This is a genomic window from Mesomycoplasma ovipneumoniae (genome assembly GCF_024758565.1).
GTDB classification, from domain to species: Bacteria; Bacillota_I; Bacilli_A; order Mycoplasmatales; family Metamycoplasmataceae; genus Mesomycoplasma; species Mesomycoplasma ovipneumoniae_B.
This window is the reverse complement of sequence record NZ_CP079199.1, coordinates 989,840-1,006,952: the sequence shown is the minus strand read 5'-3', so window position 1 is coordinate 1,006,952 and position 17,113 is coordinate 989,840. Positions and strand designations below refer to the sequence as shown.

Here is a 17,113-nt window from a genome sequence, read left to right as displayed (position 1 = left end):
TTAAAAGGAATTAGTCGCATATGGAAACTAAAAAATTGCAACAATATGATGTAGTTATTATTGGTGCCGGGATAATCGGTACAAATATTGCTTATGAATTGAGTAAATTTAAACTAAAAATTGCAATTCTTGAAGCAAAAAAATATGCTGCATCAGAAACTACAACAGGAAATTCAGGAATAATTCACTGTGGTTTTGACGCAAAACCGCATAAATTAAAAGCAAAATTTAATGTTTTAGGACATAAATTGTGAATTGAAAACATATTTCCAAAAGTAGATTTTCCTCGTCAACAAGCAAAAAGCATTGTTCTTGCCTTTGATTCTGAAGAAGAAAAAATCATTCATGATCTTTATGAGCGCGGAATTATCAACGGACTTAGTCAATCACATTTAAGAGTTTTATCAAAAAAAGAGCTAGAAACTCAACATCCATTAGTTTCAAAACAAGCATCTTTGGCCCTTGAGTGTGATAATTCTTGAGTTATTGATCCGGTCAAATCTAGTCTTGCTTTTTTAGAAATTGCGCTTAAAAATGGTGTAGATTCTTATACTGATACAAAAGTTGTTTCAATTTCAAAAAATGATCAAGATTTATTTGAAATTGAAACAAATAATGATGAAAATAAATTTTTTCAAACTAAAATTATTATTAACGCTGCCGGTCATTATGCTGATGAAATTGGAAAATTAGCCGGATTTTCTGAATTTAGTCAAAAACAAAGAAGAGGTCAATATTTAATTCTTAAAAATCACCCTGATGTAAAAGATGTTTATTTTCTAGTACCCCAAAAATATGGAAAAGGTGTAATTGTCGCGCCTCGTCCTGATGGTAATATTTTAGTCGGACCAACAGCAGAAGAAAACATCGATAAATCAAAGGTGAATTGTCTTGATTTTAATCTTGTTGAGCAAATTCAAAAAATTGGTCATAAAATTATACCAACTTTAGATTATCAGGAAACAATTTTTGCACTTGCAGGCTCAAGACCGATCGAAATTCAGGATAGCGATTTTGTTATTCGAGCTTCTTATAAAGATCCTAATTTTATTTTTGCTGCCGGAATGCAGTCACCAGGTTTATCAGCAGCTCCTGCAATTGCTTTAGAAATTGTAAAATTAGTTGAAAATCAAATAAACTTAATAAAAAAGTAATTTTAGATCAATCTAGCGAATATTTATCATGAGTTTCCCGGTTTGATAGATAATCTTAAAAAAGTGTCCGGTTTAAACTAGGGCAAAAAAAATTAACACTAAGGTATTTGCTTTTTTGCCCTAGTTTAAGGAAAAGCTAACGCTCAAAGTGTTAGCTTTTTTAAATTTTCAAATTCAACAAAAAGGAGAATACTAATGTCAAGACACTTTAAAAAAGACGAGTTTGATATGATTTATAAAATTTACAATGAATTTGGATTAAAAAAAACAATAAATTATATAAACGATATTTCGCCAGATACAAGTTTTATAACCAGAACACAACTACTTCGAAGAATCAAAAAAATTATTAGATATTATAATAATGATATGCAAGATCAATTATTAGATAAAAAGGGTTCGAACAGAAAGCCAGGGAGTGGCAGACCTAAAAAACAAATCGAACCCGATTGAAACGAATTTACAAAAGAAGAATTAATAGAAATAGCTAAGAGATATTACGAGATCAATAAAAATAAATCAAAATCAGCAAAACTTAGTGAAGCCAAAACACTAAATATTCCCTACAGCAAATCTGCGAAAATTTTTAATGTATGCAGACAAGCAGTGGCAAAATCTAAAACTAGAGTAATAAAAGTAAAGGAGCATAAAAATGACGCAATAATTAAAAAATCCTTTCTTGATAATGAAGGTAGATATGGTCGCTTAAGGTTGAGTGCTTATATTTCTATGAAATATAATATTTACATTCACCCTCGAACTCTTGGAAGACATTTAAAAAGATTGAATTTAGTATGCAAAATTAGAAAATAAAGAAGAAGGAGCGAAATTAAGAACACCAAATTCGCATTGCCGGATATTGTTAAACGCGACTACAATGATAAATTAAATAGAAATATTTTTGCTACTGATGTTACATATATAAAAGCTCCCAGAGATGTTAAGGATAACCATGTATTTTTGTCTGTAATAATTGAGCATAAAACTAAAAAAATCAGAGATTTTAAATTATCTGTAAGTAATGATCTTCATTTAGTTATGGATGATATAAAGACATTTAGGTCTATTGATAAAGATTTTGTTATTCATTCAGGCCATGGATTTCAATACACTTCAAAAATCTATATTGACAAAATAAATAAAATGGGAGGAACTGTTTCGTTGTCTCGTGTAGGAAATTCATTAAATAATAGGGAGGCTGAATACTGATTTTCAATTATAAAAACCGGATGCTTAAACGAGTTAGACTACAGTAAAATAACTTTTGAAGATCTGAAAAAAATAATTGCAGATTATATATTTTGATACAACAACTATAGAATTCAATCAATTTTAAATTGAAAAATACCACAGCAATATGCTATGATGTTAAAATAATATTAAACTGTTAATTTTTTTGCCCTAGTTTAGCTTGGGCAGTTTTTTAACTTTTTTAGCAAAAGTTAATTACCTATTTTAAAACACTGGTAAAAATCAATTTATGGATAAAACAACAAAAATAATAAAAAAATACAACTACTATTTAAACTCAACGCAAATAGAAAACTCGTTTTTATTTGCATCGAGCCTAAAAAAACATATGAAGTTTTGAAAGAACAATAACTAAAAGCCCTAAATTTGTAGATTTCTAAACAGTTAAATTTAAGGCATTCCATCATATTTAAAAACATAATGGAAAATTCGCATTTTCTGAGTTTTTTATGGCAAAAACATAACTAATTCCCCCTTAATTCAATGTCAAAATTTATTAATTTATTCTTAGGTGTTTGTAATTATAACAGATTTTTTTCTTAGACCAAGCATTTTTTTTTTTTTTTTGCAAAAGGTAATTTTAAAATAATAAAAAAATAAGATTTTAGGTCAAAAACCCGGATTTACGGGTATTTTTGCATATTTATATTCAATAAAAGTGAATTTTGCCATCAAACTGGCAAACTCAGGAAAATCAAATAAACTTAATAAAAAAGTAATTTATAGATCAACCTAGCTAATATTCATAATATTTTTTCAAATTAAAAAAAAGATGCAATGATTTATTGCGTCTTTTTTCATTTTTTTAAAACATTGGCGACATTTTTGTCTATATTTGGCGGGGAAATTATTTTTAGTTTTTTTGGATCCATTCCTACAAAAGCATTTTCAGAAAATTTTTCAAGGCTTTGTGGTATTTTAATAATTAAAAGCGAACTTAGAGAGTTAAATGTAAAATCAGGAATTTCTTTTACGCCTTGGCTAATTTCAATTTCAGTGATTTTTGGATTATTTGCAAATGTATGAGCATCTAATTTAACATTTTTAGCAGTAATAATTTTACCTTTATAATTTTTAGGGATAACAATAATTTTGCTTAAATCGTTGTTATATAAAATTCCGCCATAATCCCTAAAATAGTAATTTCCCGGTTCGACAATGATTTTTTCTAAATTTTTTGCATTTAGAGAAAATTTGTAATCTTCGATTTCTTGTACTGTTTTTGGCAAAATAAATGAAGAAAAATCGTATTTTTCAGGCATTATAATTAATTTTGTCAAGCTTTTATTATATAAAACGCCGTCTTTTGAGGCAAAATAAGGATTTTGCGGATCAACTTCAATACTTTTAACGTTAAAAGTTCCACTTTGATAATCAATTCGCCTAACATTTGGACCAATATATAATTTGCTTGCTTTTTTTAGAAAATCATTAGAAATCCCGACTACTTTTGACTTATTTTTAATTTCAGAGACAGGTTTAACATCGCTAGTGTTAGCAGAAACAAGCGAAACACCTAAATTATATTCATAAGTTTGGTCGTTTTCTGAATAATATGAGTCAAGAATTTTGAAGGCTTTATGATCTTTTGCAAATTCAGCATCATCTCTTTTGAATTGCCCTCAAGTTGGGTCTGAGTGAAAAAAATCTTTAGTTTTTGAATCAAAAACTAAATTTCACTGGTGTGGCCCAAACTTTGATCAACCAATGACAATTGAATTTTTAACACCAATCGAATCAAGCATCGCTTTATATAAATTAGAATAACCACCACAAACAGCATATAATTCTTCTAAAACAGCTGAGGGTTCAACTGCGGGAGTCCGACTTAGATTTCAAGCATATTTTACATTTTTAACTATCCAGTCAAAAATAATTTTTATTTTTTCTTCGTCGGTTTTTGGCTTAGCATCATCGATTAATTTTTTAGTAAAATCAGCAACTTTTTTGCGATTTTTTTCATTATAACCTTGATATTCAAAATCTCTTACATCTTTTGGGTCAATTAAATTCATAAAACTTTTGGCTGAATTATTAGAATTTAAATTACCTTGATAATCTTGGTATTTTTCAATCCCTAAAGGATAAGAATTTTCGTCTTTTTCTTTTGGTTTTTCGCCTTGAATTTTTGGCTGAATTATTTGCGAAAAATTAGTTGAATTTTTATAATTAACTTTAACTTCATCAAAAACTTTTGTTAGTTTTTCGACGCTATTTTTGAAAAAGGCTTCATTTTGATTTTTTTGGTCATAAATTATTTTGTATTCAACTTCATCAATTGCTTGATTTAATTTATCTCTAAAAATTTCGTGCTTGAGCTCTTTTAATTCAGTGTTAATAAAATTTTTAACATCGACTTCTAATTGCCAATATTCTTGTGAAAAATTTGAAGAAACAACCGGTTTTGACTGTTCCTTAGTAATTTTTTCAGTTTTTTTGTTACTTGTAGAGCTTGAAAGTTGTTGTTGTTGTTGTTGGTTTTGTTGGTTTTGTTGGTTTTGTTGGTTTTGTTGGTTAAAATTTTTTAAAATTTGTTTTTTGACCAAATTTGATTTCTTATTTGTAGTTGTAGTTGTAATTTGATTTAATTTTTGATTGGTTTCTTGTTTAGAAGTGTTTTTTTCGGTGGGCTGGATTTTTGAATTATCCAACAAATCACTAGTTTTCTGAGGCACAGAAGCCTCTTTTTGAACTAAATCATTTTCTTGAAATAGAACTTGGGTATTTTCATCTTTTTTGTTTTGTAATTCAATTCGAGATGTAGCAATCCCACAAGAAGTCAAGAGCAAACTTCCTGAATTTATTAACAAGAAAAATAACGATTTTTTACCCCTCATCATAAACACCTCTAAGCAAAATATGCAATAAATTATAGCAAATTACTTAAAAATTTCCAAGAAGAAATTCAAAAAAACCTAGTAAAACGGGCAAATTAAATCGCAAAACCAAGTAAAACCGCAGCTAAACTAGGAGCGATAATTGGATTTCATGAATAATCAAATCCGTAAATTTGTTTTCAATTATCAACATTTAAGAAATTATTATGTTTTTTTAAGACAAATGAAGTAAGAAAAAATACAAATCTTGGACCAAAATCACGTGCTGGATTTATAGCATAACCAGTTGAAGAACCAAGAGATAATCCTATTGAAAGCACAATCAAGGCAACAATTACTGGTGCCATTGTTTTAAAGGAACTACCTAAAAATGCAATTGTACTAATTAAGACAATAGTTCCGATAAATTCGTATAAAAAGTTACCTACATAAGATTTTTTAAACGCTGGTCCGGTATGGTGACATGAGGCAATAACTTCGGCTTTTGTTTCTTTAATATGACTTCAGTTAATCGTATTTAGAATTATCTGACCAAAAATTGCTCCTAAAAATTCGAACGGAATAAGCGCTAAAAACTCGGCATTTTTTTGGCTGATAGCAGAAAAAATTGAAACTGCCGGATTTAAATGGGCAACAGAAATACCAGGGGCTACTCCGTTTGCAACAATAATTCCCAAAAGCACACCAAGAGCCCAACCAAGAGCAATAACAATCCATTTTCCTGATTGATTTGCAAACATTTTTGTTGCACTTACAGAATAATTAACGCCATTTCCTAGTAAAATTAGCGTTGCCGTTCCCAGAAATTCAGATAAAAAAATGATATTTTCCATGTAAAATTTCCTTTTATTTTATGTCTTTTACTCAGTTTAGAGTTTTTTTAACAGCAAGATCTCAATTTGCAACTAATTTTTCAACCTGATTTTGCTCAAGTTGTGGTTTAAATGTTTTGTCAATTTGCAAAATTTGTTTTAATTCATCAATTGATTTTCAGAATTTAGAATGCAACCCTGCAAGAAAAGCCGCTCCCATTGCTGTTGTTTCGGTGTTTTTAGGTCTTGAGATCTCAAGTTGCGAAATTGATGATTGGAATTGCATTAAAAAGTCACTTTTAGAAACACCACCATCAACTTTCATTAAGGTAATTTCTTGACCTAAGTCAGATTTCATTGCTTTAATTAAATCGTTTGACTGAAAAGCGATTGACTCAAGGGCAGCTTTAATAATATGTTCTTTTCTTGTTCCTCTTTCAAGACCAAAAATTGCCCCCCGAGAATAAGAATCTCAATAAGGAGCTCCAAGTCCGGTAAAAGATGGAACTAAAATTGTCCGGTGGTCATCTTTATCAGTTTTGGAAATAAAATAATCAGTATCAGCGGCATTTTCGATTATTCCAAGGCCATCACGAAGTCACTGAATTGTTGCACCAGCAATAAAAACTGAACCTTCAAGGGCATACTCAACCGGATTGTCGCCAATTTGTCAAGCAATTGTTGTTAAAAGATTGTTTTTTGATTCAACAATTTTTTGACCTGTATTTGCTAAGGTAAAACATCCAGTTCCATAGGTATTTTTTACCATTCCAACTTCAGTGCAGAGTTGACCAAATAAGGCAGATTGTTGATCACCAATAACTCCATAAATTGGTACTTTTCCTTTTGCATTAATTGATCACAAACTTGGTTCAACGATTCCATAATCGGCCGCAGAAGGTAAAACTTTTGGCAAAATTTCAACCGGTATTTCTAATAAATCAAGTATTTTTTGGTCTCATTTTTTCTCTTTGATATCAAACATCATTGTTCTTGATGCATTTGAGACATCAGTAGCATGAGTTTTTCCTTGAGTTAATTTTCAAATAAGTCAAGTGTCAATTGTTCCGGCAAGAAGATTTCCTTGGGCCAAAACATCTTTGGCTTTTTGGACATTTTTTAAAATTCAACGTATTTTAGTTGCACTAAAATACGGATTAATTAAAAGTCCAGTTTTTTCTTTAATATAATCTTGATGTCCTTGTGAAATTAGTTCATCACAAAAGTCGCTTGTGCGGCGATCTTGCCAAACGATCGCATTATAAACCGGCTCACCGGTTGTTTTGTCTCACAAAACCACAGTTTCACGTTGGTTAGTGACCCCAAGCGCGATAAAATTATCTGACTTTAAATTCGCCCGGGTTTTAGCGCTTTGCATTGTATAAAGTTGAGTATTCCAAATTTCATTTGCATCATGTTCAACTCAACCTGATTGTGGATAATATTGCTGAAATTCCTTTTGAGAAAGGGAAATTACATCGCCATTTTTATCAAAAACCAAGCTTCGGCATGATGTTGTTCCTGAATCAAGTGTCATTATATATTTTTGATTGATGGTGTTGTCCATTTTTTAGCCCCCTTTTTGTGCTTTTTTTAACTTAATTATACCATTTAGATAAGATTTTATTATTTATAAAAATGCAAAATCTTATAATAAATTTTAATTTTGTCTAAGTTTTGAAAAAAATCAAAAATTAGATAACAAAATTACATTTTTTGGAAAATTTTTGTCTTGACGGCGTTTTTAAATTCAGGGTGATTTTTTTAATTTAATACATTAACTTTTATTTAAAAATAGTTAAATTTATATTGTTTAGACTAGATTTGGCGAATTTGTAGTAAAATATATAAATTATTTTTTTCTTTTTTTACTTTAAGGATATCTAGTGTTAAAAAAAATATGTTCCCCACAAATTAGATTTAGACAATTTGATTCAGCATGACTGACAAAAGAAGTAGGGGACTTATTTTTAATAACTCGCGGTGAAAATTTAACCAAAAAAGATTTTCGGACATTTGTTTCAGGAAAATATATTTACCCAGTTTATTCTTCGCAAATAGAAAATCACGGTATTTTGGGTTATTATAAAGAATTTTTGGCTGAAAATGTAATAACATACACAGCCGACGGGAATGCCGGAATTGTTAATTTTCGAAAAGGAAAATTTTTTGCAACTGGTCATTGTGGCATATTGACTTCAAAAAAATATCCTGAAAATGAATTTTTTGCTATTGGAATTGGATTACAAACCAAAAAATGAGTCTCAAGAAGTATCGTTCCTTCTCTAAAAAATGAGGATATGGCCCAAGTTGAGTTAAAATTTACTCCTGATATCAGTGAACAGGGGAAAATTTCCCAACTTTTTGAGACACTTGAAAACCTAACTAATAAACTTGAAGAAAAAATAAGCCTCCTGAAAAATCTTAAAAATGATTTCAGTAATAAAATGTTTGCTAATTTAAGTTCAGATTTTCCTTCAATTAGATTTAAAGGTTTCAAATCAGCCTGAATTACTGACCAAGTTAAAAATTTATTTGAGATTTCCCGAGGTCAAACGTTAACCAAAAACCAAATAAAAACTAGACCTGTACAGAGAGAGAGAGAGAGAGAGAGAGAGCGGATACATCTACCCGGTTTATTCCTCACAAATAAAAAATCACGGAATATTTGGTTATTACAATGAATATTTGGCTCAAAAAAAATAATTTTTTCAACTCACGGAAATCCTGGATCGGCTAAATTTATTCAAGAAAAATTTTTCGGTACCTCTAATTGTGGAATTTTAACTTCAAAAAAATATCCTGAAAGTACACTTTTTGCAATTCAGTTCGAAAAAAACTCCAAAAAATTCATTTCTCAAGGGACAATACCACATTTAATTAGCTCAAATGTACTCAAAATTGAGTTAAAGTTCACTCCAGATGTTGCTGAACAACAAAAAATTTCGCAACTTTTTGAAACTTTTAACTCACTAATTCTTGCCTATGAGAAAAAAGTTGAATATTTAAAAAATTTAAAAAATAGTTTTATAACTAAAATGTTTATATAAAAAAATTTTGCTTCTTGTTAAAAATCCTTAAATTTCATGAGTTTCCCAGCTTGATGAGATAATCTTAAAAAGCAAAATATGAAATTTTAAACTGCTTTTTTAGTTCAAAACACTGGCGAAAATCATAAAAAAATACAACTACTATTTAAACTCAATGTAAATAGAAAACTCGTTTTTATTTACATTGAGCCTAAAAAATATATGAAGTTTTGAAAGAACAATAACTAAAAACCTTAAATTTGTAGATTTCTAAACGGTTAAATTTAAGGCATTCCATCATATTTAAAAATATAATGAAAAATTTGCAAGATCTGATTTTTTTATGGCAAAAACATAACTAATTCCCCCTTAATTCTAATCTAAAAATTTATTAATTATTCTTAGTGAGACTTATTATAACAAAATTTTTTCTTTGACCAAGCATTTTTTAAAAATTTTTTTGCAAAAAGTTCATTTTAAAATAATAAAGATTAAGGTTTTAGGTCAAAAAACGGTTTACGAGTATTTTGCGTATTTATATTCACTAAAAAGTGAATTTTTGCCATCAAACTACGAAACTCGGGATTTTTTACTTTTTGTTAAAAATGCTCAAATTTATTTAGAAGATGAATTTTTTGAAAAAAGTTGGATTTTTCATACTATTTTTTGTCAAATTTTTTAAATGATTATGCTATAATTTAAACTAGGTAAACAGAGGTGTCCGTTTTGGGCTGAGAAAGACTCTTAAAAGTTGATCTAGGTAATACTAGCGTAACGAGTTTGTCCTTTTTCTTTATAAGCGAATGCTAAAATCGTCATAAAACACCTTGTTTACTAAAACACAAAAGGAAAATTGTTTGTAATGACGAAAAAAAATAAATTTCACTCTAAAAAAAGAACTTTTTTAAAAAAATTATCTTTTCTTTCATCTTTTTTAACAGTACCATTAGTGATTTCTGCATGTGCGCATAATGCAAATCAAAACCCAGAGCAACTAGCTGATCAAAATCCAGAGCAACTAGCTAAAACATGGGATACAAAAGTTAACCTTGGTTTAAGTCAAAGTTGATTTCAACTTAAAACTAAAGAAGAACCTGATCGTGTTAATAAATTTCTTACCAATTTAACGGAAGAATTTAAGAAACTAAAAGAGGCAAATCCACAAACTAAAGACTTGCCTGATGTAAGTTTTCATTTTGTTGGAAATGATGATGCAAAAGCAAAACTTTCGCTATTAAAATCATCAAATAACTCAGATAATGCGCTTGATTTTGCAATTGCTGATGCAACTACAACTATCGAGGATGACCAAGATAAACAACTTTATAATGGTCTCCAGACTTTAACATGAGCTTTTAAAAATAGCCCTGAATCGGCGGTTTTTTACACTGATGGAACAGAAAATGACCCATTATATAAAGGTGCAAAAGAATTAAATGAACTATTTAATAAAACTCCTTATAATGAATGGTCAAGTAACCCAAATGATGCGCAAAAATGAGACAAAATTGCTTATCGATTTTTATATGATGATTCAAACCCACAAAAAATAATTTCATATTATCGTGGTATGATTATGATTTATGGCGATGAAAAAACAAGAGCCGAAATTAAAAAAAGTTGACATGACAAAGACTGACCTAAATTTAGAAATTACGGAATAATTCATGGAAAACTAACTTCTGCTGGAAAATTTAAAATGCAGAATTTTATTCTAAAAAAACATTTTGGCCCAAGTTTTAGATCGGCTAGTTTAAATGAAGATCGGCTAGGACATGCTGATAGATATATTCAAGGAGATGGTCATACAATTGGTCAAGATCCAAATTTTAGAATCGCATTTGATGATGAGGCTTCTTTTGCTTGAACTGAAAATAAAAAAGATTCAAAACAATATACTTCAAGCGAAACAGGCTCTAAACCAGACTCTAAAGTTGAAATTTTTATGCTAACAAATCCTGCTTCATATGACATTGGTTCATACCGGCCAACTTTTAATAAACTTCAAGCTGATTTAATTTCTCAAGCATTTGTTAACATGGCAAAAAACGGAAAAGATGAATATGGTCCAAACGTTGGGTACAATGGTTATCGAAAAATAAATCAACAGGACCCTGAATTCCGTAAGATTTATGACCAATCAAAAACAAACTAAAAATTGTCTAATTTTTGAAGATTTTTCATTTAGACATGATAAAAACGGAAAAAATTTAATAAATCCTCTTAATTTTAAGTTATGTAATACAGAACTTTTATTTGTAATTGGCCCAAGTGGTCAAGGTAAATCTTCGTTTTTTTTGTCAATTTTACAAAATATTTTTGTTTCAGGCAAGCTAATTTGGCAAGAACAAAATTTATTAGATCAAAACAAAAAAAATAAAAAAAATTTTTTAAAAACAGTTGGATATCTTACTCAAACACCAACTTCAATAAATTTTCAAAGTGTTTATTTAAATTTAGCAAAAAATTTACCTAAGTATAAAAATATTTTTTATAGTTTATTCGCAATTCCAACCAAAAGCCAACGTGAACAAATAATTAAAATTATGAGCCAACTTGGTTTGGAAGAAAAAATTTATTCTATTTTTCAGGACTTATCCGGAGGTCAGCAACAGCGAGTTGAAATTGCAAAGCTCATGTTACACCACCCAAAAATAATTCTTGCTGATGAGCCAACTTCAGCTCTTGATCCAAAAACAGCTGCAAAAATTATTGATTTAATTATTAATTTTGGAAAATTAAATAATTCAATCACAATTATTATTTCTCATAATATTAATTTAGTGAAAAAATATGATGGTAGAATTTTACTAATAAACAATGGAACTGCTAACTTTTTTAATTCATTTTCAGATATTGACCAAGAACAAATAGATTCAATATTTGGCAAGGATGACAATGAAGACGACGATCATTAGCACGTTTAAAAACAAACCTTACCAAAGATTTAAAAAAACAAAAGTTTTTTTCACATTTGTTTTTTTAGTTTTGTTTATTATATCTTTTTACTCAATTTTTTCCGAAATTAATTATAATGGTTGAACCCTTTTTAAAAAAAATTTAACTGACTTGTTTGCTTTTTCAAACAAACATCCTTATTATAGTGATTCAGTTTTTTCTTTAAGTATGAGATTTTTATGAATCACAATTAAATACACTTTTCTTGGCACTTTTATCGGTGCAACTCTTGCTTTTTTTTCAGCGCTTTTTAGCTCGCAATTTATTAAAAATAAGTATCTAAAAAGTATAATTTGATGAATTATTATCATTCTTAAATCCTTTCCAATTCCGTTTTTAATTGATCCTTTAAGACTTATTTTTACTCCAAAATTAGCGGCAATTTTAATTGTGACTTGATTTTCTTGAATTTGGTTACATCGGTATTTTCATTCCTTTTTAAACTCGCTAGATTTAAGTGGCTATCAAAAAGCGATAATTAAAGGAAAAAATCGCTTTTTTGCATTTAAAAATGAAATTTTACCTTTTGTAATTAATAAATTTCTTGGATTATTTTTATTTAGTTTTGAAGCAAATATTCGCTGAACAACGATTATTTCAGCAACTGGTGTTATTGGGATTGGAATTTTAATTAATGATGGAGTTCAAAATCCCGCATTAGGTTGAAAAATTGTTGGAATTCCGCTTACAGTTTTATTAGTTTTTGCTACTTTTTTGGAATTTTTAATAATTTTCTTCAATAAATTTATATTACACAAAAGATCTGTTAATATAAACCAAAAAAATAAATATATTTTATGACTAAAAGTAAATTACAATTGAATTTTACGGATTTTTTTTGGACTTATTATATTGACCTTATTGATTATTAGTATTTTAGATATTGAGTCATGAAGAGTTAATCAACATCAAATTAATCGTTTTTTTGGATCACTTTTTGTTATTGACTGAGGTGTTTTTCTGCAAGGAAAATTAGACAATCCAATTTACATGGTTTGAAATCTTTTAGCTCAAGTTATTGTCTGTCTTGCAATTATTGGTGTAGTTTCAATTTTATGACTACTGGCTGCAAATGAAAAATTAAACCATTGAATTAAATGATCATTCTTTAAATTTTTACTTAATTTTTTTAGGATAATCCCGTCAATTGTTATTTTTTATCTTTTTCTTAGCTTCGCTGTTCAACCAATTTTATGAGTAACATTTCTTGTTGGAATTAAAAACGGTCTTGGAATGGCAAAAAAACTAAATGAAACACTTAATTCGATTGACTGGCAAAAATACAAATTGCTAAGACTTCGGCAATGAAGTAAATTTAAGACAATAACTCACTATATTTTCCCGTTAATTTCAAAGGAATATTTTAAATATTTATCGGTTCAAATTTCAGATTCAATTCATGATTTGCTTCTTTATGGAATTTTCGGAGGGTCTTTATTAGGTCAAAAGCTCTCGACTCTTTCCCAAACGGGTATTGCCGGTGATAGAACTGCATTTTTTACTTTTTCGTGAGTAACATGGTTTTTAATTTTATCTATCGAAATTGTTATTATATCTATTCAAAATAATTATTTTAAAAAAATACTCGCGATTATGGTCAAATTGAAAAATATGATTTTTAATGTTGGTTCAAAAAAATATTTATTGTAACTTTTATCGTTTAAATTAAATTTTTTTTATTAATGTTAATACAAACATGAAAAATAAACATTTTTTCATGTTTTTTTTCTTTTTTAGAGAAAAACTAGTTAGAAAATTAAACTAAGTACATGAAAAAAATACAAGTTATCAGTTTAGTCATTTTGACCGGATCTCTTGCTGGATTCTCGTTTTTGGCATACAAACTTCAATCTCATGTCACGCCAAGCAAGCAGATTTCTGTAACAATTTTACACGGAGTTCGAAATCCTGGTACAAAATTTTTTGACTATGGAACAAAATGACGACAAATTTTTGCCGATTTTGATGTAATTCGTGGATATGACACTAGCCAATATGAGTCTGAACTAGAAGTTACAAGTGACCAAAAAATTTCACTAAAACCTGCAGAGAAAAAATCCACATTAAATAAAATCACTCTAAAAGCATTAGAAAAAATTATCACTAACAAGAAAATAGCAACAAAATTACATACTTTTTTAAAAGAATCAAAAAACAAACAAATAACTTGAAAAGAAATCGAATGAGCTTTGCATCTTGATTCGGCAACTTTAAAAATTCTTCAAGAAAATTTTATTCTTGATTAGCAATTTTTTTAAGTTGTATTTTTACAATTTTACTAGTGGATAATTTTAGAATTGCATGAGTTATATTGTTATTTTTATCAGTTTCATTTTTAATTTTTGTTGGTGAATTTAAAAAAATTATTTTTTTGCTGTTGTTAGTGTTATTTTTTTTAGTATCTTATTGACTAATGTTTCCAAAAATTCCAAATTCAAGTATTAGTTTTGAAAGTAAAGTTGTTGATAAAGTTAGTTTTGGAAATTTTGTAAAATTTGGCAATGATAAAATTTTTATCCGAGGTAATCAATATGAAATTGGAACACTATTAAAACTTAGCGGAAAACTTGTTAGACCTAAAAACACATCAAATTTTGACTTTATTTCATATTTAAAGTCAAAAGGTTCCTTTTTAGTTTTAGAAGATGCAAAAATTACTTTTTTACAAGAAAGCAATACTATTTTTGCAAAAGTTAGAAAATTTTTCTCAATTCAAGAAAATTATTCCAAAAAACTAATTCCGATGATTTTTCTTGGCGAAACTCCCGTGGATGCTAGTGAATTTAGAAAAATATTAGTAAATCTTGGAGTCTATCAAATTTTTGTCATTTCAGGATTTCATATTAATCTTTTTAAACAATTATTTTTTTGATTTTCCAAAATGTTGAAAATACGGCAATTTATATACAAGCCTTTGTTTTTTTGTTTTTTGATTTTTCAACTATTTTTGTTCAATTTTTCAATTTCGTTCTTAAGAGGCTTTTTATTCTGAGGTCTCATTGAAGTTAATAAATTATTTTTAAATAAAAAATTCAATAAAATAGAACTTCTATCAATGAGTGGAATTTTAATTTTATCTATAAATCCTTTAATTTTTTACTCATTAGGATTTGTCTTAACATTTACAATCAGTTTTATAATAACAATAATAAATCAGATAAGATTTCCAAAAAATTGACACAAAGTTGTTATTAATTTCTTATTTATAAATTTTTTTAGCAGTATTTTTTCAACTTTTTTAAATTCATATTACAACTTTATGGCTCCGATAAATACAATTGTTTTTACCGGTTTTTTTACTTTTTTATATGCAAGTTTACTTATATTCATTTTTAACCCACAAATTATTGAGTGAATTAGCAAGTTTTTTATCCAAAGTGTTGGTTATATCCAGGAATTTCAAATTTTAACTTTAAATATTCAATCCAGTTTAGTATTTTTAATTATTTCATGTATAATTTCATTAGTATGTTTTTCATCATTGGAAGCGACAATTTCCTTGTCCAAGAAAAAATTTCTAGACTCACAGAAATTAAAAACTCATTATTAATAAATTTTTTCGCAAATGATTCACTAGATTTTATACAGGAAAACCTTGAAGGTTCATCGCTTTTTGATGAAAAAAAAGTGTTAATTTTTAATAATTTTTTACTTTTTTCAAAAAATGAAAAATTAAATGCTCTATTAGCTTCTAAAATTATAAAGACAAAACACACAATCATATTTAAATATGTTTTTGATGAAAATTTAACCAATTTTGCTCTTAAAAATTCATGAATTTATAAGCAATTTACTCCACAAGCCACTAAAATTATTGAAGTACCACAAATTACAAAACAAAATGTTGGTCAATTTATTGCTCAAATGCTCAAAAAATTTAAAGTTGAATTAGAATCAACCAAAATTTTTGAGCTTGAATCAGTCTTACCACTAAACGGTTCAATTATTTATAATGAAATTGCAAAACTAAAAACTCTAAATAAATCTATAAATTCAGCAATAATTCGTCAATATATAAGCGACTACTCATCATATTCTACCTGAGGTTTTATTGAATCATTTGTTGATTTTGATTTAAGAAAAGTTCTAAAATTTTACCAGCAAAAATTATTAGAAGGGCATACAATTGGTTTGTTATTAGGGCAAATAAACTCAAAATTATTACTTAGTTTTGTTGTTTTTTTACATAAAAAAGCAGGTAAAAAAGATTCTTACATCACTAAAAATCTTAATATTTCTGATTTCCAACTTAGAAAAGCAGTCGAACTATATAATAAAAACGGAATTAAAAAAATTGAAAAATTAATAATTAATCTTGCAAAATTAGATACAGAAATCAAAACTTCGCAAATTAATAACAAAATAGCCTTTGAATTATACTTGCTGCAAGTCTTAAGATAGTTGATTTAATCACCAAAATTGCAAAAAAGATGCGCTTTTTAAGTAAATCATTAGTTAAAAAGCGATTAAAAATAAATTTTTAAATTTTTTTGTTTTCCCGAGTTTCCCAGTTTGATGAGATAATCTTAAAAATCAAAATTATAAAATATTTAAACTACCTTTTTTAGTTAAAACACTGGCAAAAATCAATTTATGGATAAAACAATAAAAATAATAAAAAAACAACTACTATTTAAACTCAATGCAAATAGAAAACTCGTTTTTATTTGCAGCGAGCCTAAAAAAACATATGAAGTTTTGAAAGAACAATAACTAAAAGCCCTAAATTTGAAGATTTCTAAACGGTTAAATTTAAGGCATACCATCATATTTAAAAATATAATGGAAAATTCGCACTATCTGAGTTTATTGTGGCAAAAACATAACTAATTCCCCCTTAATTCTAAAATCCAAATTTATTAATTATTCTTAGTGTGCTTTATTATAACATAAATTTTTTTTAGACCAAACATTTTTTTTTTTTTTTGCAAAGGGTTAATTTTAAAAAACAAAAATTAATGTTTTAACGTCAAAAAAACCCGAATTCACGGGCATTTTTTCATATTTATATTCACTAAAAAGTGAATTTTTGCCATCAAACTGGCAAACTCAGGATTAGTTAGAAAGCCATT

The 17,113-nt window shown here is 27.8% G+C and carries 13 protein-coding genes and 1 riboswitch; of the genes, 10 read left to right on the top strand and 3 right to left on the bottom strand.

Annotated elements, in window-relative coordinates:
- Window positions 1–20: 20 nt before the first annotated feature.
- The 3 genes from glpO to KW512_RS03645 all read left to right on the top strand — a co-directional run bounded on the left by glpO (window position 21) and on the right by KW512_RS03645 (window position 2,531).
- Window positions 21–1,154, top strand: a complete 1,134-nt coding sequence (glpO, locus tag KW512_RS03655; protein ID WP_258841439.1) for a type 2 glycerol-3-phosphate oxidase — start codon at window positions 21–23, stop codon at window positions 1,152–1,154.
- Between the two features lie 195 nt (window positions 1,155–1,349).
- Window positions 1,350–1,967 (top strand): hypothetical protein, encoded by a 618-nt coding sequence (locus tag KW512_RS03650; protein WP_258841438.1) that lies wholly within the window; start codon window positions 1,350–1,352, stop codon window positions 1,965–1,967.
- A gap of 36 nt (window positions 1,968–2,003) precedes the next feature.
- Window positions 2,004–2,531 (top strand): IS3 family transposase, encoded by a 528-nt coding sequence (locus KW512_RS03645; RefSeq protein WP_258841437.1) that lies wholly within the window; start codon window positions 2,004–2,006, stop codon window positions 2,529–2,531.
- A 656-nt stretch (window positions 2,532–3,187) separates the two neighbouring features.
- On the opposite strand, the gene KW512_RS03640 is transcribed toward KW512_RS03645, so the two are convergent.
- The 3 genes from KW512_RS03640 to glpK all read right to left on the bottom strand — a co-directional run bounded on the left by KW512_RS03640 (window position 3,188) and on the right by glpK (window position 7,621).
- Window positions 3,188–5,242: a leucine-rich repeat protein gene (locus tag KW512_RS03640; RefSeq protein WP_258841435.1), complete on the bottom strand. Its 2,055-nt coding sequence runs from the start codon at window positions 5,240–5,242 to the stop codon at window positions 3,188–3,190.
- Window positions 5,243–5,337: 95 nt separating this feature from the next.
- Window positions 5,338–6,075: an MIP/aquaporin family protein gene (locus KW512_RS03635; protein WP_258841434.1), complete on the bottom strand. Its 738-nt coding sequence runs from the start codon at window positions 6,073–6,075 to the stop codon at window positions 5,338–5,340.
- Window positions 6,076–6,088: 13 nt separating this feature from the next.
- Window positions 6,089–7,621: a glycerol kinase GlpK gene (gene glpK / locus KW512_RS03630; protein WP_258841433.1), complete on the bottom strand. Its 1,533-nt coding sequence runs from the start codon at window positions 7,619–7,621 to the stop codon at window positions 6,089–6,091.
- A gap of 319 nt (window positions 7,622–7,940) precedes the next feature.
- On the opposite strand from glpK, the gene KW512_RS03625 reads away from it, so the two are divergent.
- From KW512_RS03625 to holA, 7 genes are all read left to right on the top strand, one after another.
- Complete coding sequence (locus KW512_RS03625; protein ID WP_258841432.1) at window positions 7,941–9,104, top strand: restriction endonuclease subunit S; 1,164 nt, start codon at window positions 7,941–7,943, stop codon at window positions 9,102–9,104.
- Between the two features lie 682 nt (window positions 9,105–9,786).
- Window positions 9,787–9,878, top strand: a riboswitch (TPP riboswitch).
- Window positions 9,879–9,945: 67 nt separating this feature from the next.
- On the top strand, window positions 9,946–11,238 hold the full coding sequence (cypl, locus tag KW512_RS03620; RefSeq protein ID WP_258841431.1) for an ABC transporter thiamine pyrophosphate-binding lipoprotein p37/Cypl: 1,293 nt from the start codon (window positions 9,946–9,948) through the stop codon (window positions 11,236–11,238).
- Complete coding sequence (locus KW512_RS03615; RefSeq protein ID WP_258841430.1) at window positions 11,216–12,001, top strand: ATP-binding cassette domain-containing protein; 786 nt, start codon at window positions 11,216–11,218, stop codon at window positions 11,999–12,001. Before cypl ends, KW512_RS03615 begins: the two co-directional genes overlap by 23 nt.
- Window positions 11,982–13,691 carry an ABC transporter permease subunit gene (locus KW512_RS03610; protein ID WP_258841429.1) on the top strand — a complete coding sequence of 570 codons (1,710 nt, stop codon included), beginning with the start codon at window positions 11,982–11,984 and terminating at the stop codon, window positions 13,689–13,691. The genes KW512_RS03615 and KW512_RS03610 overlap by 20 nt, the downstream gene beginning before the upstream one ends.
- Window positions 13,692–13,810: 119 nt before the next feature.
- Window positions 13,811–14,287, top strand: a complete 477-nt coding sequence (locus KW512_RS03605) for an MAG0490 family ComEA-like DNA-binding protein (protein WP_258841428.1) — start codon at window positions 13,811–13,813, stop codon at window positions 14,285–14,287.
- 167 nt (window positions 14,288–14,454) lie between these two features.
- On the top strand, window positions 14,455–15,591 hold the full coding sequence (locus tag KW512_RS03600) for a ComEC/Rec2 family competence protein (protein ID WP_258841427.1): 1,137 nt from the start codon (window positions 14,455–14,457) through the stop codon (window positions 15,589–15,591).
- Window positions 15,510–16,442, top strand: a complete 933-nt coding sequence (holA, locus tag KW512_RS03595; protein ID WP_258841426.1) for a DNA polymerase III subunit delta — start codon at window positions 15,510–15,512, stop codon at window positions 16,440–16,442. Before KW512_RS03600 ends, holA begins: the two co-directional genes overlap by 82 nt.
- The last annotated feature ends 671 nt before the right edge of the window (window positions 16,443–17,113 follow it).